Annotated in this window: 19 protein-coding genes; 9 read left to right on the forward strand and 10 right to left on the reverse strand. The window is 67.5% G+C overall.

Annotated features, from left to right (window positions below; genetic code table 11):
* From folP to QU663_RS01680, 4 genes are all read left to right on the forward strand, one after another.
* Complete coding sequence (gene folP / locus QU663_RS01665) at positions 1-867, forward strand: dihydropteroate synthase (protein ID WP_034481113.1); 867 nt, start codon at positions 1-3, stop codon at positions 865-867.
* Positions 860-2,986: a 2-amino-4-hydroxy-6-hydroxymethyldihydropteridine diphosphokinase gene (folK, locus tag QU663_RS01670; RefSeq protein WP_304990648.1), complete on the forward strand. Its 2,127-nt coding sequence runs from the start codon at positions 860-862 to the stop codon at positions 2,984-2,986. The genes folP and folK overlap by 8 nt, the downstream gene beginning before the upstream one ends.
* Positions 2,987-3,463 carry a DUF3180 domain-containing protein gene (locus tag QU663_RS01675; protein WP_021612465.1) on the forward strand — a complete coding sequence of 159 codons (477 nt, stop codon included), beginning with the start codon at positions 2,987-2,989 and terminating at the stop codon, positions 3,461-3,463. It begins immediately after the preceding gene.
* Between the two features lie 92 nt (positions 3,464-3,555).
* Positions 3,556-4,509, forward strand: coding sequence for a hypothetical protein (locus QU663_RS01680; RefSeq protein WP_034481954.1), 954 nt, complete (start codon positions 3,556-3,558; stop codon positions 4,507-4,509).
* Between the two features lie 38 nt (positions 4,510-4,547).
* Here QU663_RS01680 and disA read toward each other — a convergent pair whose 3' ends face one another.
* The 3 genes from disA to QU663_RS01695 form a co-directional block, all read right to left on the reverse strand.
* Positions 4,548-5,618 carry a DNA integrity scanning diadenylate cyclase DisA gene (gene disA / locus QU663_RS01685; protein ID WP_021612467.1) on the reverse strand — a complete coding sequence of 357 codons (1,071 nt, stop codon included), beginning with the start codon at positions 5,616-5,618 and terminating at the stop codon, positions 4,548-4,550.
* Between the two features lie 36 nt (positions 5,619-5,654).
* Positions 5,655-7,040 (reverse strand): DNA repair protein RadA, encoded by a 1,386-nt coding sequence (gene radA, locus QU663_RS01690; RefSeq protein WP_034481956.1) that lies wholly within the window; start codon positions 7,038-7,040, stop codon positions 5,655-5,657.
* Between the two features lie 106 nt (positions 7,041-7,146).
* Positions 7,147-7,914: a hypothetical protein gene (locus tag QU663_RS01695; protein ID WP_021612469.1), complete on the reverse strand. Its 768-nt coding sequence runs from the start codon at positions 7,912-7,914 to the stop codon at positions 7,147-7,149.
* 121 nt (positions 7,915-8,035) lie between these two features.
* Between QU663_RS01695 and QU663_RS01700 the strand changes: the two genes are divergently transcribed.
* The gene (locus QU663_RS01700; RefSeq protein ID WP_304990649.1) at positions 8,036-8,347 is read left to right on the forward strand and encodes a transposase; all 312 of its coding nucleotides are present in this window, start codon (positions 8,036-8,038) and stop codon (positions 8,345-8,347) included.
* On the forward strand, positions 8,245-9,213 hold the full coding sequence (locus QU663_RS01705) for an IS3 family transposase (protein ID WP_304990698.1): 969 nt from the start codon (positions 8,245-8,247) through the stop codon (positions 9,211-9,213). The genes QU663_RS01700 and QU663_RS01705 overlap by 103 nt, the downstream gene beginning before the upstream one ends.
* Positions 9,214-9,221: 8 nt before the next feature.
* Here QU663_RS01705 and QU663_RS01710 read toward each other — a convergent pair whose 3' ends face one another.
* The gene (locus tag QU663_RS01710) at positions 9,222-9,896 is read right to left on the reverse strand and encodes a hypothetical protein (RefSeq protein WP_021611700.1); all 675 of its coding nucleotides are present in this window, start codon (positions 9,894-9,896) and stop codon (positions 9,222-9,224) included.
* Positions 9,897-9,910: 14 nt separating this feature from the next.
* Positions 9,911-10,588 (reverse strand): TrkA family potassium uptake protein, encoded by a 678-nt coding sequence (locus tag QU663_RS01715; RefSeq protein WP_009056570.1) that lies wholly within the window; start codon positions 10,586-10,588, stop codon positions 9,911-9,913.
* A gap of 280 nt (positions 10,589-10,868) precedes the next feature.
* On the opposite strand from QU663_RS01715, the gene QU663_RS01720 reads away from it, so the two are divergent.
* Together QU663_RS01720 and QU663_RS01725 are read left to right on the forward strand one after the other, a co-directional pair.
* Positions 10,869-11,177, forward strand: coding sequence for a WXG100 family type VII secretion target (locus QU663_RS01720; RefSeq protein ID WP_021610694.1), 309 nt, complete (start codon positions 10,869-10,871; stop codon positions 11,175-11,177).
* A gap of 25 nt (positions 11,178-11,202) precedes the next feature.
* Positions 11,203-11,493 (forward strand): WXG100 family type VII secretion target, encoded by a 291-nt coding sequence (locus QU663_RS01725; protein ID WP_021610693.1) that lies wholly within the window; start codon positions 11,203-11,205, stop codon positions 11,491-11,493.
* A gap of 136 nt (positions 11,494-11,629) precedes the next feature.
* On the opposite strand, the gene QU663_RS01730 is transcribed toward QU663_RS01725, so the two are convergent.
* Positions 11,630-11,983, reverse strand: coding sequence for a hypothetical protein (locus tag QU663_RS01730; protein ID WP_296491720.1), 354 nt, complete (start codon positions 11,981-11,983; stop codon positions 11,630-11,632).
* A gap of 679 nt (positions 11,984-12,662) precedes the next feature.
* Here QU663_RS01730 and QU663_RS01735 point away from each other — a divergent pair.
* Positions 12,663-13,520, forward strand: a complete 858-nt coding sequence (locus QU663_RS01735; RefSeq protein ID WP_304990650.1) for a hypothetical protein — start codon at positions 12,663-12,665, stop codon at positions 13,518-13,520.
* 178 nt (positions 13,521-13,698) lie between these two features.
* Here QU663_RS01735 and QU663_RS01740 read toward each other — a convergent pair whose 3' ends face one another.
* The 4 genes from QU663_RS01740 to QU663_RS01755 form a co-directional block, all read right to left on the reverse strand.
* Complete coding sequence (locus QU663_RS01740) at positions 13,699-14,640, reverse strand: hypothetical protein (protein ID WP_021612729.1); 942 nt, start codon at positions 14,638-14,640, stop codon at positions 13,699-13,701.
* A 59-nt stretch (positions 14,641-14,699) separates the two neighbouring features.
* A complete protein-coding gene (locus QU663_RS01745; protein WP_304990651.1) occupies positions 14,700-15,641 on the reverse strand; it encodes a hypothetical protein in 942 nt (313 codons plus the stop codon).
* Positions 15,642-15,684: 43 nt separating this feature from the next.
* Positions 15,685-16,107, reverse strand: a complete 423-nt coding sequence (locus QU663_RS01750) for a hypothetical protein (protein WP_156912157.1) — start codon at positions 16,105-16,107, stop codon at positions 15,685-15,687.
* Between the two features lie 169 nt (positions 16,108-16,276).
* Complete coding sequence (locus QU663_RS01755; RefSeq protein WP_034482306.1) at positions 16,277-17,839, reverse strand: TrkH family potassium uptake protein; 1,563 nt, start codon at positions 17,837-17,839, stop codon at positions 16,277-16,279.
* Between the last annotated feature and the right edge of the window lie 73 nt (positions 17,840-17,912).

Consider the following 17,912-nt stretch of genomic DNA (forward strand, 5'->3'; position numbering starts at 1 on the left):
GTGTCCGTCCTGCCTCTGCCCCCCGCCCCGGCCTCGTCCGTGACTCCCGCGCCCCCGACGCTGCCCGGGTCCCTGACGCTGCCCGCCTCGCGCGCGGCTATCATGGGCATCCTCAATGTCACCCCCGATTCCTTCTCGGATGGGGGTCGCTACGCGGATGCGCCCGCGGCGCTCGCGCACGCGCGCGCGATGGTGGCCGCCGGCGCTGACCTGATCGACGTGGGCGGGGAGTCGACGCGGCCGAATTCGACGCGCATCAGCGCGGACGAGGAGTGGGGGCGCATCGGGGCAATCGTCGAAGCGTTGGCCGGTGACGGCATCATCGTGTCCGTGGACACGCTGCACGCGTCGACGGCCCGCGCGGCGGCCGAGGCGGGCGCGGCGATCATCAACGACGTGAGCGGCGGGCGCTGGGATCCGCAGATGAACGACACGGTTGCGGCTTCGGGCTGCGCCTACGTGGTGCAACACTACCGGGCGCTGCCGGGAATGCCGGGGGAGTCCTTCGACTACGGGGAGGACCTGGTGGGCACGCTCGTCGAGCGTCTGAGTTCGCAGGTTGGCGCCGCACGTGATGCGGGTGTGACAGCTGATAAAATTGTTATCGACCCGGGCCTCGGCTTCTCGCTCACGAACGACCAGTGCTGGCAGATCCTGTCCGAACTGCCGCGCCTTGCCTCCTGTGGGTACCCTGTACTCATCGGAGCGTCGCGTAAGCGCTTCGTCAAGGCCCTCGGCGGCGACGTGGACACCAACAGCGCAGCCATCGCCGCCCACAGCGTCCGAGCGGGCGCGTGGGCCGTGCGGGTCCACGACGTCGCGGCCACCGTCGCGGCCATCGCTCGAAAGGAGAACGACGTTGAGTAGCAGACGCGTCATCATCGCCCTCAAGGGACTGGGGGCGATGGCCAACCACGGCGTTTACGACTTCGAGCGCACTCAGGAACAGCGCTTCAGTGCCGACGTCGTCATGTGGGTCGAGACCGCGGGCACGACCGACGACATCGCGGCCACCGTCTCCTACGCCGACATCGCCGACGAAACAATGGCGATCCTGACCGGCAACCCCGTCGACCTGATCGAAACCCTGGCCGAAACCATCGCCTCGCGCGTCATGAGCCACGAGGGCGTGGTCGGCACGGAGGTCACCGTCCACAAGCCCGACGCTCCCATCGGCCACCCCTTCTCCGACGTGTCCGTGACCGTGCGCGCCGGCGAGACCGAGGCCCTGCCCCTCTCCCTGTCCCTCAAGGGCATTTACGAGGCCGAGGACGGCTCCGTGCTCACCGGCGAGATCGAGGCCTACGGCCGCGCCCAGGCGCCCAGCCCCGCGCAGCAGAAGCGGTCGGCGCCCTCTCGCAGGCGCCGAGGGGAACACGCTGCGCCACGCGAGGAGGATTCCTCCCGCCCCGCGCACCTGCGCGCCCGCCGCGTCGTGCTGGCTATCGGCGGCAACCTCGGCGACGTCCCCGTCACCCTCATGCACACGGTCGAGGCCCTGTCCTACATGGAGGGCTTCCAGATCGAGGACGTCTCCCCGATCATGCGCACCAAGCCCGTCCTGGCCCCCGGCCAGGCACCCCAGCCCGACTACTGGAACGCCGTCGTCGTGGGCTCGGCCATCGCCACCCCCGACGAGCTTTTCGCCCAGACCAGCCGGATTGAGCGCGAGCTCGGCCGCGAACGCCACGAGCGTTGGGGGGCTCGCAGCGTCGACATCGACATCATCCAGGTCGAAGGCCTGGCCTCCTCCGACCCCGTGCTCACGCTGCCGCACCCGCGCGCCAAGGACCGCGCCTTCGTGCTGGCCCCCTGGCTCCTGTGCGAGCCGGACGCGGTCCTTGAGGGCGTCGGGCGCGTGTGCGACCTGCTGGCCACCACGCCCGACCGAGAGGGCATTATTGACGCCGTCGACGACTGGCTCGAAGACCCGGCCGCCGTCATGGCCGACTCCGACCAGCTCCTCGCCCAGCGCGCCGAGAAGGCCAGCGCGGACATGCGCGAGCTCCTCGAGACCCTGACCGGCGAGATCAGCCAGGTCACCGACCTGGTTGGCCGCCCCGGCGTCCCCTTCGGCGAGGCCCCCGCGCCCGCCGCGCAGGACGCGAGCCCCGCGCACGCGCAGGAGGACGCCGCACGGGAGGACGCCCCCGCCGGCGCCGAACCCGCCGCCTGGAGCAGCCTGCACACCCCGTGGTCCTTCGCCGAGGTCGACGCGCACAGCGCCCACTCGGCGGGCGCCGACGCCCCCGCGGACGGCGCGGCCGACGTCGAGTATGACGAGGCTGAGGACTCCCGGCCGCCCATTCCCCAGCCCGAGACGCCCGCGCAGCGAGCCCTGCGGGTCGCCGAGGCGGCCGAGGCGCCCGTCGCCTTCACCGACGTCGATGACGCCGAGACCGGCGCCGTCGAGGTCGTCGCCGAGTTCCCGGACATCGACCCCGCCCCGGAGACCGACTCTACCCCGCAGACCGAACCCGCCCCGGACGCCCAGGCCCCGACAGACGAGGACGAGCCCGCGAGCGAGACGCCCGCTCACGCGCAGGCGACCCCGGCCTCGTCCCGCCCCGCGTGGCACCCCGTCTCTTCCGTGCCCGCGGACTCCCCGGCCGGGCGAATGACCCGCAAGATCGGTTCGGGCACCTACACGCCCAGCGGCGAAGAGAAGCCCCGGTGGGCGCCCGTCTTCCAGCAGAAACGTCCCGATTCGCGCGCCGACATCAAGCTGCCCGACTGGAACTTCTCCGTGAGCGCCGCCCACGACGTGCGCGTCGTCGACGACCGCAGCGGCCTGGCCCACGAGCAAGAGCCCCCCAAGCCGACCGTGCACGCCGACGGCCGCTCCACGATCCTGGCCCCCGGGCTGCCCGACAACACCCCCGTCGGCCCTATCCCGGACGACGAGGCCACCCAGACCGGCATCCTGCGTCGCGTCGTCGTGCGGCCCACGATGACCGGAGCGATCCCCATCGTCAAGAGGCACTAAATGAAACCGCTGGCGATCACCTGGGTGCTGCTGGTCGGCGTCGTATGCGCCGTCATGAGCTTCCTCGGATTCTTCGCGCACATGCGCGCGGGCGGCACCCCCATGATCGTCACTCCCGGCCCCGCCGTCGTCTTCGCCCTGGCCACCGCCGCGCTGATCTGGTCCGGCCTGGCCGTGCGTCGCCTGCGCGCCGGGAAAGACACGTGGATCGATGCGATCGGCGCCATGCGCGTCGCCGTGTTCGCGCGCACCTCGGCGCTGGTGGGAGCCGGCCTGACCGGTATCCTCATCGGAGTCATGGTCGTGTCCCTCATGCAGCTGGAGGCCCCCGCGATGGTCGCTAACTCGCTGGGCTCGGGCATCAGTTCCCTCGTCGGCCTCGTGTGGGTGATCGTTGCGGTCGCCATCGAGCGATGGTGCGTGATCGACCCCGACGACGACCCTCCGAGCTCTCACAAACGCAACGCGGCCGCGTGAACCGGCGGCGCGCGTCGGCTTGTTGGCGCGAATGTGTCGCCCGCCCCGAGCGTTAGGCGCAGCCCGACGCCGCGGCCCGGTATCGTGGAGGCGTGGCTGACCAGCGTAAGAATTCCCCGAAGCGTTCCTCCTCCCGGCGTTCGTCGCCCTCAGGCGCACCCGGGCGCGCGGCAGAGCGCACATCGCGCGCGGCAGACCGCACATCGCGCGCGGCAGACCGCACATCGCGGGCGGCGGGCAGCAGGGCCGCGTCCGCGTCGCAGCGCGCGGGTCAGCGCCCCGCGTCGTCGAAGGTGCGAGGCGCTACGAGGTCAACCTCGGGTGGCGGAACGCGCCCCCCGGTCAACCTGTGGCCGAGGCGCATCATCACGGGCCTGGGCCTGCTCCTCATCATTGCCCTCATCGTGTGGGGTATCGTCGCGCTCGTGCGTGCCGTCATTGGCGCCATCAGCCCCGACCCCGCGCCGCAGTCCAGCCCGCAGTCCGTCCAATCCGGCGCGGTCGACGCCTCGGGCTACACACTCAAGGGCGGCCAGGAGGCCACGGCCGACGGCCTGCTCACGAACGGCACTCAGATCGATATCCCCGCCTGCCTCGAGCGCGACATCAGGGTGAGTGCCAAGGCGTCCGAGGCCTCGTCGGGCTCCGCGATGCCAGTGACCCTGACCCTCGAGAACCGCGGCTCGGTGGCCTGTTCGACATCCCTGGCGAGTTTCTCCCTGCAGGTCAGTACGGGCGACCAGCTGGTGTACAATTCCGCGCGGTGCGAGCAGGATCAACAGTCCTCCACGACGCTGCTGCTGCGCCCAAACGGCACGTGGACGGGATCGTTGAGCTGGGATGGCTACGTGTACACGGACGGGTGCACGCCGCCCGCGGGTGGGGCCAGCGCAGCCGCGGCGGGAACCTACAAGGTGGTCGTCACCATGGGTGGGCGCGAGGTCGGCTCGACGGTCGTTGACGTGACGCCCGCTCCCGTGCCCCAGTCGGGTGGGCAGTCCGGCGCCCAGTCGGGGGCCCAGTCGGGCGAGCGGCGCACGCGCTAGCCAGGCCGGGGTGCGCGTCGTGGCGCCAGGGCCTCGCGTTACCAGCCGACGACTCCCGCGCCGACCGCCTGCGCCTGGTGGGCCAGGTTTTCGGCGATGAGCTGGGCGCGGTAGTGGCCGACGCCGTCGATGACCTCGATGTCCTCGATCGACGCTTCGCGCAGCTGCGTGAGGGTGGAGAAGTGCGCGGAGACGGCCTTGATGGCGTTCCAGGACAGGTGGGGGACCAGGGAGAGGGCGCGCACGCCCCGGGGCGTGATTTCGCGGTCCAGGTCCGCGACCTCGTACACGTCCAGGCCGAGGATGTTCGCGATGGCGGTCAGGTCCACGATTCGCTCGGAGCCCAGCGAGGACAGTTCGGCCTCGACGCGTGCGACGTCCTCGGGGTCGTGGATGTAGTCGCGCATGACGAGGGCGCGTTCGGAGGCTGAGCCGCGCACGAGGTCCTCGACTTGCAGGGCGAGCAGGCGCCCCTCGGAGCCGAGCTCCTCCAGGTATTCGGTGATTTCGGAGGTGATGCGCCGGATCATCTCCATGCGCTGCATGACGGTGGCGACGTCGCGCACGGTCGCGCTGTCGCGCATTTCGAGGATGGTGAGGGTCTGGAGGACCTCGTCGAGGCGCTGGCTGTAGCGGTCCAGGGTGTCCACGGCCAGGTTGGCGCGCGACAGGAGGGCCTCGGGTTCTTCGACGAGGCGGTGTTCGGTTCCCACGTAGATGGAGATCATGCGCATGGACGCGGAGAGCGACAGGACGGGCAGGTGCGTCTGGCGCGCGGTGCGTTGGGCGGTGCGGTGACGCATGCCGGATTCGTCGGTGGGGATCGTGGGGTCGGGGAAGAGTTGGACGTTTGCCTTACGGATGCGCCACAGGTCGGGGTCGATGATGACGGCGCCGTCCATCTTGCAGAGCTCGCGCAGGCGCGCGGCCGTGAAGGCGATGTCGAGGTCGAAGCCGCCCGAGCACATGGCCTGCACCTCGGGCGTGAAGCCGAGGACGATCAGCGCGCCCGTGTGGGAGCGCTGGATTCGTTCCAGACCCTCGCGTAGAGGCGTGCCGGGCGCGACTGCGCGCAGTGCTTCTCGAAGGATCGCTGCGTCGGACGTCAATGTGCTTCCCTCCCAATCGAGTAGGTTCGGTCTCTATTATTGCGAGTCCGTGGGGAATGCGACGCGAATCGCCGTCGCTAAATCAGAGACAGTGAACACGGTGATGCCCTCGACGCCGGCGAGGTCCTCGCTGCCCTGGGCTGGGACGATGGCGCTGGCGAAGCCCAGGCGGGCGGCTTCGGCGAGGCGGCGCTGGGTGCCCGTGCAGGCCCGGACCTCGCCGGTGAGGGAGATTTCCCCGACCGCGACGAGGTCGGGGCGCGGGGGAGTGCCCTTCAGGGAGGACACGATGGAGATGGCCATCGCCAGGTCGATGGCGGGTTCGACGGTGCGCGCCCCGCCCACGGTGGACACGTAGACGTCCGCGCCCGAGGTGTCAGCCCCGATGCGGGCCTGGAGGACCGCCAGGATCATGGCAACGCGCGCGTGGTCGACGCCCGACGTGGTGCGCCGGGGGGAGCCCCCGGAGGAGGGGGCGACGAGGGACTGGATCTCGGTGGGCAGCGGGCGCCTGCCCTCGAGGGAGACCGCTGCACAGGTGCCGGGCACGCCACGCGTCGTGCGCGATAGGAACAGCCCGGAAGGGTCGGCCAGGCCATAGATCCCCGAGTCCGTCAGCTCGAAGCAGCCGACCTCGTCGGTGGGGCCGTAGCGGTTTTTCACCGCGCGCAGCAGGCGCAGCCGCGAGTGGCGGTCGCCCTCGAACTGGCAGACGACGTCCACGAGGTGTTCGAGGACGCGCGGGCCCGCGATACCACCATCCTTGGTGACGTGGCCGACCAGGAGGGTCGGCAGGTCGGATTCCTTGGCGACCCGGATGAGGGAAGCGGCGACCGCGCGCACCTGGGCGACGCCGCCCGCCCCGCCCTCGACCTGGGCGGAGGAGATCGTCTGCACCGAGTCGACGATGAGGAGGGAAGGCGATGCCTGCTGCACGTGCCCGAGGACGACGCCGAGCTCCGTCTCATCCGCGATCAACAGGTTCGGCTCCAACGCGCCGATGCGTTCCGCGCGCCCGCGCACCTGCGCCGCCGACTCCTCGCCCGTCACGTACAGGACGGGTCCGCGCCCACCGGCCGCCGCCGTGCGCGCCGCCTTCGCGGCCACGTCCAGCAGCAGCGTCGACTTACCGACGCCGGGCTCGCCCGCCAAGAGAATGACAGCGCCGGGAACGATGCCGCCGCCGAGGACCCTGTCCAGCTCGCCCACGCCCGTCGAGCGCGACGAGGCCCGTTCCCCGTCCACCTCGCCGATCGGCAGGGCGGGGCGACGCGGGACAGTCGCGGACGCGCGCGGCCCACCCGAGGCCTGGCCCGCCTGGTCGACCGTGCCCCACGCCCCGCACTCGCGGCACTGACCCACCCACTTGGGGGAGGTCCACCCGCAGTCGGAGCAACGGTAGGTGATCTTCTCTTTCGCCATGCCCCCACGGTAACGCGCCGCACCCACATCTGCGTCCCGCGCGAGGTGCACGACTCTCTCCTCCGGTTGAGAACGCCTCATCATATGTGACGGAGGGGGCTCCACGTCAAGGTGCGGTGCCCTGACCATCCCGAGGGGTCAGGCGCTCGCGGATTTTGGTGATGAGTCGTTTGGCGCCCCAGTGGGGTGGGCGCGACGTGGGGTCGGCGCGGCGCAGGAGCGAGGGCGTGTGGTAGTGCCACTCGTCTTCGGATTCGCCGACGATGCGTGCGCTCAGGCGTGCTGATCCGAAGAGCTGGCCCGTCGTGGTGGCTTCGAGGAGGACGCCGCCCTGGTCGGTGACGTCCACCCACACGTGTGGCCCGGGCCCCGGGACGAAGGAAGCGGGTCCGGGGAAGAGGATGTCGACGGCGCGCGGGTCGGGCGCCTCGGCGTGGACGCGTCCCTGCACGGTGACGACGACGGGGACGCGCGTACCCGAGGGGAGTTCGATGAAGTCTTTGTGCCAGTGTTCCTGCCGGTTCCCTCCCCAGGGGAGGCGGAGCTCCTCGAGGGGCCCGGGGGTTGGTCGTGCGGGCGCGATCATGGATTCGTGGGCGTAGGGCCCGGCCTCCGAGGCCGGAATGTCGGCGTGGAATCCGCCCATCTCGTCGCCCCACATGCCGGCTTCTTCGACGGCTGGGCTCCAGGGCACGTGGGCGCTCATCGACGCCATCGTCTCACCGTTCGTGTCGGGGTGCAGGCCGGTCAGGACGCCGGTGAGGCCCCAGTGGAGGACGTGCGTCGTGCACACGAGGGTGTCGGTTGTCGCCAGATCGACGACGCCCCACGCGTTGACCGTCACGCCGGACTGGGAGAGCGCGGACCCGAGCATGCAGCGCAGCGCGCGGCGGTCCGTCGCGTCGGCCAGGGCGCGGCGCCGATTGGGGTTAGGCTTGTGTTGTTGACACTTCGTTAAGCGGGTGTGTGTGCCTGCGGAGAGTGAGGTGCCTGTTATGGGAACTCGTCGTCGTTTTACGCCGGAGTATCGTCGTGATGTTGCGAGCCTGGTGTTGGATACGGGGTCTTCGATCGCGTCTGTGGCCCGGGATTTAGGGCTGGGTGAATCGGTGGTGGGCCGGTGGGTCAAACTCGAGCGCGAGCGGCGTCAAGCCGTGCGTGAGGGTCGTCCAGATCCACGCGAGCTGGAAGCTGAGATCACGGCATTGCGCCGGAGGGTGCGCGAGCTGGAGAAGGAGAACGAGTTCTTGGGAAAAGCCAGCGCCTTCTTCGCGTCTCGGCACCAAAACACCAGCGCTTTGAACTGATGGACGCGCAGAAGGCTTCCTACTCGATTACCTTGATGGCCAGCGTTCTAGGGGTCACGCGCGCGGGCTATTACGCGTGGAAAAACCGTGCACCCCAGCGGGGCAAGCGCGCATCGGCGCGTCGGCGTTTGGATGAGGCGGTGGCCTGGGAACACGAGGTGTCGGGTGGCACCTATGGGGCTCCTCGCATCCGCCATGCTCTGGCGCGCGCGGGCGTGGATGTGGGGGTGCGTGCGGTCGCCGCGTCGATGCGCCGCCAGGGCCTGACAGGCCTGAACACGCACCCACGCCCGGCCAAGCGCGGCGGGCGCGGACCTGTGGCCCATGAGGATCACTGCGCCCGCCAGTGGGATCAAGGCGCCCTGGACCGGGTGTGGATCACGGATTTGACCTACCTGCGGTGCGCCCAAGGCTGGGTCTACCTGTGCGCCGTGCGTGATGCGCACTCGCGTAGAGTCCTGGGATACGCCATGGGTGAGCAGCAAAGCACCGACCTGGTCATCACCGCGCTCGACATGGCCGCCACCACCCGTGGCGGCTTCCCCACTGGGGTCGTGCTCCACGCTGATCGGGGAACACAGTTCACCTCCGAGAAGCTGGCAGCCTACATGCGCGCCGTGAAAGGAAGAGTGTCGATGGGGCGGGCCGGAGTGTGCTGGGATAACGCCATGGCCGAATCCTTTTGGGCCACCCTCAAAACCGAGTACTACTACCGGCGTACCTTCACCACCCGCGACCAGGTCTACACCGGGGTCGCCACCTGGATCGAAGACTTCTACAACCGCCGCCGCATCCACACCAGCCTCGGCGGCAAATCCCCCATCGAATACGAACTACACCAAGCGGCCTGGACAAAAGCCGCATAAACAAACCGTCAACAACTTGCGCACAACCCCAGATCGATTGGTCGGACGGGAACCCAGCCATGGCCTCGTGCAAAGGTGCGTTGGAAGATCGTCGCGAGCGTCGAGAAGTCGCCCGGGTTGCCGAGTCCTCCCCAGTGCCACAGCCCGTTCGTCTCCGCGTTCCAGTGCGCGAGGACGCGCGAGTTTCCCTCTTCGTCGACGGCTTCGATGCGGGCGCCGGGCAGGAGGGTCATGGGTTCGCTCGAGTGCCACCAGGGGGCCGAGGCGGCGCCGGGCGGGTCCTGTCGGGTGAGGGTGGCCTCGATGTCGGGCAGGACGTCGAAGTGCAGGAGATAGACGCACGATGGGCCCTCCTCGTCCCAGGGTGCGTCCGTAGCCGGGGGGAGGCCCTGCGCGTTGGGGGACGGGCCCGTGAAGGAGGCGAGGGTGCCGGACTCGCAGAGCCAGCCCAGGTCCATGAGCTGGAGGATCGCGGACGCGGTGGGGCGGCGCGGGAGGGCGTCTACCGGGAGGAAGAATCCTTGGGCGTAGGCTCTGCAGAATCCGCCTTCCGTCGCGTTGGTCAGGTAGGCGCGGGCGCGGCGCGGCGTCAGGAGTTGGACGTAGCGGGTGGGCGCGTGGGGGATTTCGGTCAGGGACCGGTCCTGGTCACGAGGCCGTGGCCGGGTGGGGGAGTCGGGCATGGGCGTGGGGCGCGTCAGGGCCTGTTGGCGAAGTACTCCAACAGGTGCGAGTCGCCGGAGACGATGATTTCGTCGTCCGCGTTGATGCGCGTCGAGGCGTTCGCGTATTCGAACCGCTGCTTGGGGCGGCGAATGGCCAGGACGTTGACGCCGTAGCGGCCGCGCAGGTCCAGTTCCTCCAGCGAGAAGCCGTGCACTTCTTTGGGTGGGCGAAGCTTCATGATGGAAAAACCGTCTTTTTCCATCTCGATGTAGTCGACCATGCGTCCGCCGACGAGGTGCGCGGTGCGTTTTCCCGCGTCCAGGTCGGGGTAGACGACGTGGTGGGCGCCGACGCGGCGCAGGATGCGCCCGTGCTGGGAGGAGGTTGCCTTGACCCAGATGGAGGAGATGCCCATGTCGACGAGGTTGGCGGTGATGAGCACGGCGGCCTCGAGGGAGGAGCCTACGCCGACGACGGCGCTGCGGAATTCGCGCGCGCCCAGCTGCTCGAGCGCGTCCTTGGAGGTGGCGTCAGCTTCGACCAGGGGGAAGCGACCCGCGAAGGCTTGCACGCGCGCGGGGTTCTTTTCGACGGCCAGGATCTCGTAGCCGAGCTGGTCCTGTGTGACCGCGACGGCGGACCCGAAGCGGCCCAGTCCGATGACGAGTGTGCCCGACTGGAGGTCTTTTGACTCACGTTCTTCTGTCATGCCTCCATTGTTCCCTCCCGTGGTGCTGCGCGCGAACGGTGTGAGGGTGAGGCGTGGGCGTCTCACCTGTCGGCGTGGGCCCGGTGCGGTGGCGATAGATGCTGATGAATAAGAGGCTTGTTCGTGTCAGTGGGCGTCGGTATTGCGAAGCGCTGTGGGATATCTGAGGGGAAATGTGCCAAAAGGTTAGACTTTTGGTGGGTTGTGTGGTTAGACTGACGTTGCAAGTAGGGCGTTCCCGTTGTGGGGGCGTTCTCCCATCGATGATCTGGGAGGAAATATGACCGATCAGAAGGCTCTAGAGGGTGCGCTGCTTAAGGGCGCGCAGACTATTGAGGACGCACAGGGGCAGATTCAGTCTGAGCTGAGCTCGCTGCAGTCGAAGCTGGCTGGTATTGGCTCTGCGTGGCAGGGTGAGGCTGCGTCGGCGTTCCAGAAGGTGATGTCTCAGTGGGATGCTGAGGCTCGTAAGGTGACTGAGGCGCTCACGGAGCTGCATGCTGCGATGCGTTCGGCGGATGCGAAGTCGAAGGCGAACGAAGACGCGCAGGCCGCTGTGATGAACAAGTTCCAGTCGATGCTTGGCTGATTGAGAGTAGGGAAGGTTTTTTATCATGTCTGATATTCTGTACAACTACGGTCAGATTGAGCAGGCTGTTGCTGATATGGGTGCGGGTGTGAACTCGCTCAATGGCAAGCTTGAGGATATGGATTCGCAGCTGCGTCAGCTGCAGTCGTCCTGGGATGGTCAGGCGAAGCAGGCGTATGAGGTGTCTAAGGCGAAGTGGACTGATGGCATGAACGGGATCGTGGAGATCCTGCAGAGTGTGTCGGCTGCTGTGTCTGAGGCTCGTCAGTCTGCTGAGGCCACGGATTCGCGTAACGCTGCTGCTTTTGGTGGCTGAGTGAGTGTGTGATCGCTGCGGGGAGGGGCGTGTCCCCTCCCCGCGGTGGTTGTCTGGTGGGAGCTGCACGCACCGCGTGCGGTTCCCACGCTCGTATACGAGCGTTATTGACTGTATGTGAGGTTGTATCGTGTTATCAACGGACAATTACGATCGCGTTAAAGAACTTCTTCAGCTGAGTGTGAAGCCCGAAGGCTCGCAGGATACCGAGGAAAGAACGATGTCCTCGGATGTTCACACCTCTGTGGATGAAGCTAAGGGGACGTCTGAGGAGTTTCAACGAGACAAGAGTGTCGGCCAGTCGCAGACCAAGGAAGGTGCCGACGGGTGGATGGCTAGCTTCGGTGTGGAGTCGAAGCGACACTTGGAAACGATTAGGAGCTCGAAAGCGCACCACGAGACGCTGCGTATCAAGATGGCCGATCTCGTTCAGCAGGGCGCTTCCCTGAGCCCAACGTTGATTGAGCCCCTGCTCGAAAGCCTGCGCCATTCCAGTGAGCTTGTGACGATTCCGGTCGACATGAGAGGAATGTTCGGCGGCGCAGTCGAGGCGACGGGGCGGGCCTACATCTCAGCTCTTGAGAAGGTTAAGAATGAGGAACGAGAACAGGCAGCGAAGGCGATCCTAGACCAGCTCAATTCCGTTGGTAATGAGCACGCGTCTAACATTCAGACGTCCATTCCTGACCCGCCTGTGCCAAATCCCGATGATGACGATAAGCCCGGGCCGGTTCCGCCGGTTCCGCCTAAGCCCAGGCGGCCCGTGGATCCCACTCCGCGCCCGGGTGGGGGTGGCGCTGGCAACGTTGTGACTGGCGGAGTGTCGGGTCTGACCGGTGGCGGTTCTGGCCTGAGTGGGTGGGTGCGTCCCTCGGGTGACGAGCTGGGTAGTATCTCCAATCCGATTACGGATCCGGATGATCTGTCACACATCGATCTGGCCAGGACTCCGATTAATGCGCGCATGACGCCCAACGGGCCGGTTGGCGGCCATATGCCGGCCGATGTGCTCAATATTGATGACCCCGCTTGGCGTGCTGTGCCGCCGTCGAGCGGCGGGGCGGCTCGTATCGTGGGCGGTACGCTCGTCGCCGGGTCGGCTGCGGGTGCGGCCGGTGGCTTCCTCGGTCGTGGTGGCGGTTACGGCGGCATTGCCGGAATGACGCCTGGTGCTGCGCTGCGTCCGTCCGCTCCCGCCGGTGGTGTGCTGCGTTCCCCGTCGTTGTCCGGCGGCGGCGCTGGTGCCGTGGGTCGCGGCGGCGTTGGTGCCGTGGGTCGCGGCGGCGTGGTGGGTACCGGCGGTCAGTCCGGTGCTCGTAGCGCTGGCGTGGCAGGTCGTGGCGGTGCTGGTGTCGCCGGTCGCGGTGGTGCTGGTGTCGCCGGTCGCGGTGGTGCTGGTGTCGCCGGTCGCGGCGGTGCTGCTGGCCGCGGTGGTGTCTCCGGTGTCCTTGGCCGCGAGGGCGGCGCGGGCTCTGCTCGTGGCGGTGCTGGTGCTGCTGGCCGTGGCGGTGCTGGTGCTGCTGGCCGCGGTGGTGTCTCCGGTGCCCTTGGTCGCGAGGGCGGCGCGGGTTCTGCTCGTGGCGGTGCTGGTGTCGCTGGCCGCGGTGGTGCTGGTGTCGCTGGTCGCGGCGGTGCTGCTGGCCGCGGTGGTGCTGGTGTTGCCGGTCGCGGTGGTGCTGGCACTGCTGGTCGCGGTGGCGTCTCCGGTGTCGTTGGTCGCGAGGCCGGTGCGGGTTCTGGCCGTGGCGGCGCTGGTGTCGCTGGCCGCGGCGGTGCTGGTGCCGGTGGTCGTGGCGGTGCTGCCGGTCGCGGTGGTGCTGGTGGTCGTGGCGTGCTGGGCGGGGGTTCTTCTGCCGGTCGTGGCGAGAAGAAGAAGGAGACGCAGCGTCGCAATTACGATGTGGTACGCATTGACGGCATCGAGGAGCAGTCGACGGGCCTGGTCGGTGGTGCTGCTGGCAGCGCCGATCAGCTCAAGCCTCTCTCACGTGATTCGGGCGAGGACTGGTGAGCCTGTCGTCGCCTGAGAATCCACAGTGAGGGCCGCACCCGGTTGGGTGCGGCCCTCGGTGTTTGCGTGTGCGCGCGGATGTGATATCGGCGTGTTTGCGCGCAACGAGCGTCGAAGACGCATCGCGGTGGTGAGATGGGTCCTGCTGCCTCCTCGGGCGTGTACAGCGACGTGAGGAAGCGTCCCTGTGTTGGTTAGTGTCTGCGGCGCAGGGCCACCACCAGGGCCCCGGCGCCCACCAGGAGGAGGGCGGCGATGGCGGCGCCGATGCCGATGAGTAGGCCCGTGGAGTCGCTCTGCCCGTCAGTGGAGTCCCCTGCGGTCGAGGAGCCTGCGGCTGGTGGGGTCGTGGGTTCTGGAGTGGGCAGGGTGAAGGGGTTGACTGGTGCGACCAGGTCCGTGAACGCCCCCACCGTGCCCTCCTTGTACGTGGTGAAGAATTCGTCGGCGTCGCCTTCGAGGAGCGGCTCATCCGTGATGGGAATGACGGTCCCCTGCCTGGATTGCCAGACACAGCCGTTACTGTGTGCGTTGGCCACGAGCGGCTCGTCAATGACTGAGTAGCTCGTCTCAAAATTGCACTGACCGTTAACCATAGAAGGCGCATAATAGCTAAGCTCCGTGATGGTCCCCTTTTCGAAGCTGTCGGCCATCTGCTGGAAGTATTCCATGGGGGCGCGCAGCTGGAGGTGACCGGACTCGTCCATGGAATAGAAGGCGTGACGCGCCTCCCGATAATACGTCGCTTCTAGGTCACAGCTAACTGGGGAGAGGGAAGCTTTCGACTTGAAATCGGGGTGAGAACCCGACCAGAACGTGTCGGCGATAGCCTGGCAATCCTCCACCTGAAAATCATTATCCAGCCCCCAGGGGGACAGCCTAATCGTCACCTCAACGGTGTCGAGCGTGTCGGTGCCCGACCCGTCCAGCCCGTACCGGATGCTGATGTTCATCTTGATTTCGTTGCCGGGCATGAGGGTGCCCGGCTCGGGCGCGGTCGGCGTCGCGCTGGCGATCCGCACCGGCGTATCATCTGCCCGCGCGGGGACACTCCCCACGCACAGGCACGCCACCGCCACCAGGGCGCACGCCGCCCACCGGGCCACCCGGCCTCGGGTTGTTGTCTGCGTTGTCATGGGGTGCCTCTCGGTTCGCGTACTTGATCGCCGGCGGTGGCGTGGTGTTCGGCGTGTGGCTAGTGTCTGCGGCGCAGGGCCACCACCAGGGCGGCGGTGCCGACCAGGAGGAGGGTGGCGATGGCGGCGCCGATACCGATGAGCAGGCCCGTCGAGGAGGACCTGCCCGGCTCGGACCGGTCTCCCGACGCGGCGGCCGAGGCGCCGGTGGAAGGGTCGGTCGTGGGTTCTGGAGTGGGCAGGGTGAAGGGGTTGACTGGTGCGACCAGGTCCGTGAACGCCCCCACCGTGCCTTGCTTATACGTGGTGAAGGATTCGTCGGCGTCGCCTTCGAGGAGCGGCTCATCCGTGATGGGAATGACGGTCCCCTGGTCGCTTTGCCAGACACAGCCGTTACTGTGCGAGTTGCCCACGAGCGGCTCGTCAATGACTGAGTAGCTCGTCTCAAAATTGCAGTGACCGTTAACCATCGAAGGCGCATAATAGCTAAGCTCCGTGATGGTCCCCTTTTCGAAGCTGTCGGCCATCTGCTGGAAGTATTCCATCGGGGCGCGCAGCTGGAGATGACCGGACTCATCCATGGAATAGAAGGCGTGACGCGCCTCCCGATAATACGTCGCTTCTAGGCTGCAGCTAATTGGGGAGAAGGAAGCTTTCGACTTGAAATCGGGGTGAGAACCCGACCAGAACGTGTCAGCGATAGCCTGACAATCCTCCACCTGAAAATGCTGACCTAGTTCTCCGAGGGACAGCATGATCCTCACCTCAACGGTGTCGAGCATGTCGGTGCCGGACCCGTCCAGCCCGTACCGGATGCTAATGCTCATCCAGATTTCGTTGCCGGGCATGAGGGTGCCCGGCTCGGGCGCGGTCGGCGTCGCGCTGGCGATCCGCACCGGCGTATCATCCGCCCGCGCGGGGGCGCCCCCCACGCACAGGCACGCCACCGCCACCAGTGCGCACGCCACCCACGCGCCCAGGCGCCTCGTCACCACTGCCATTACTGTCCTCCCGTTCATGGAATGATTGACCGGCCCCGGGGTCCTAGTAGAACAGGTCCGGGGGGATGGGCAGGGCCCCAAATTCCGAATCCAACAGGCGCCGCTTCTCCTCCGATATGTACATCGACGGGATCCCGGCCACCTCCTGGTTCAGTTTCGTGGCCGCGTTCTCATCCCCCGCCTCAAGATTACTCAACGCCTTTTTGACAGCTTTCGCGAACTTGTCGACGTTTTCGATCATTCCTTCCAGGGCGGTCTTCTCCTGCTGCCAGTAGCTGGCGTAGACCCTCTGGAACGCGACCGGACCCTCCTCCCTGCCCCACTTCGCCTCCGTCTGCCTCCGACTGAGCTCGTCACAGAGATCGGCCGCCTTCTTGAGTTTGTTGATGACGCACTCATCGCCCTCGGTCAGCTCCCTAATCCAGCGCTGCCACTTCTCTTTACTCACCTCAAGGTCTTCAGCCACGATGCTCTCCCTCGTCCACGAATACAGTAGGAACACGACAAGCCTACCAGACGGCAAAAGGGCGGCGCATCAACCTCAGAAAAGACGGGGAACGACGCACTCGTCGCCGCTCTCGCGCGCCCCGCGCGCGCCGCGCGCGAGGGGAGGCGCCCGGACTGGGCGGCGGCATTTAGCCGATGATCGGCTGCTCCTCGGGCATGCGAATGACGCGGGAACGCTCGCGCAGGGCCAGGGCGGCGGCCACCGTCATCGAGCCCGTGCGCCCGGCGAACATGAGGGCGATGAGCACGTACTTCGCTCCCACGGGCAGAGTGGGTGTGACGCCCGTGGACAGGCCCACCGTGGCGAACGCGGACACAGTCTCGAACAGAATGACGTCCAGCGAATGATCTGTCATCGACAGCAGGAGGACGACGGAGATCGCGACCATGGCCAGACCCAGGAGGGAGACGGCGACCGCCAGGCGCACGGTCGAGGTGGGGATACGCCGGCCGAAGGTCTCGATGTCGCGGTCGCCTCGGGCCTCGGCGATGACGGCCAGGACCAGCACCGCGAAGGTCGTCACCTTCACGCCACCCGCCGTGGATGCAGAGCCGCCGCCGATCATCATGAGGATGTCCTGCACGAAGTGGGTCTGCGACTGCATCGCCCCCACGTCCAAGGCAGACAGGCCCGAGGACCGCGAATTCACGCCCGCCAGCATGGCGTTGAGGATCTTCGACGGGGTGTCAATGGAACCCAGCGTCGCCGGGTTATGCCACTCGGTGAGCGCCAGGGCGAGGGCGCCGACGAACGCCAAGATCAGGTAGGTGGCCAGCGTCAGCTTCGTGTGCAGGCGCCAGCGGCGCGGGCTGCGCAGATTCTTCGCGACGTCCATGATGACGGGGAAGCCGATCGCGCCCACGGTCGTACCCAAGATGATGGGGATCAGCATCCACCAGTCCGTGACGTGCGGGGCGAGACCCTCGGGCAAGATCACGAAGCCAGCGTTGTTGAACACGGAGATAGCCATGAAAACGGCGTCCCATACCGCGCCCGCGGGATCGATGCCCATCGCGAGGAAGCGGGGCAGGAACATCATGGCCAGGAGTGCCTGCATCGTCAGGGAGGTCGCGATGACGGCCTTGAGGAGGGTGGAGATCTGCCCCATGGCGCCGGTCCCGGTTTCCTGCGTGGCGAGCATGCGCTGGGTCAGGCCCAGGTGGCGGGACACGGCGAAGGCGAGGATCGAGGCGAGCGTCATGACGCCCAGGCCGCCGACGACGATGCCCGCCGCGATGACGGCCTGCCCGAAAGGCGACCAGTAGGTGGCAGTATCGACGGTGGTGAGACCTGTCACGCAAACGGCGGAGACGGCCGTGAAGAGCACGTCGACGAAAGGCGCGGACGTGTCGGTTGCGGACGCGATGGGCAGCATGAGCAGGAGGGTGATGACCCCGATGATGAGCGCGAAGGTACTCAGAGCCAGGCGCGCCGGCGAATAACGGGCCTGGCGCGACAGCCACGCGCGCACGCGCTGGGCGCGCGAGCTGGGGACCTGGGGGTGAGGCCCGCTCGGACCACCCGGGACCTGCCGCACGATGGGGGAGGGCTGAGGGGTCAGGGCCTCCGCTGAAATCGCGTGGGACGAGGCCGTGGCGCGCCCGCGGATCAAAGACCTCGTCGCGCCGGACTCAGTGCGCAGGCGAGGCTTTCCTGCTCGCGGCGTGCGCCCCTTGCGTGCCCGTCCCATCGATGCTCCTTAACGACTCTGCAACAAAACTGGATAAAGTTGCAGTTTCCATGCGGTTGGGCAGTAGTATATT

The sequence above is a fragment of the Schaalia sp. HMT-172 genome, assembly GCF_030644365.1.
Taxonomy (GTDB): domain Bacteria; phylum Actinomycetota; class Actinomycetes; order Actinomycetales; family Actinomycetaceae; genus Pauljensenia.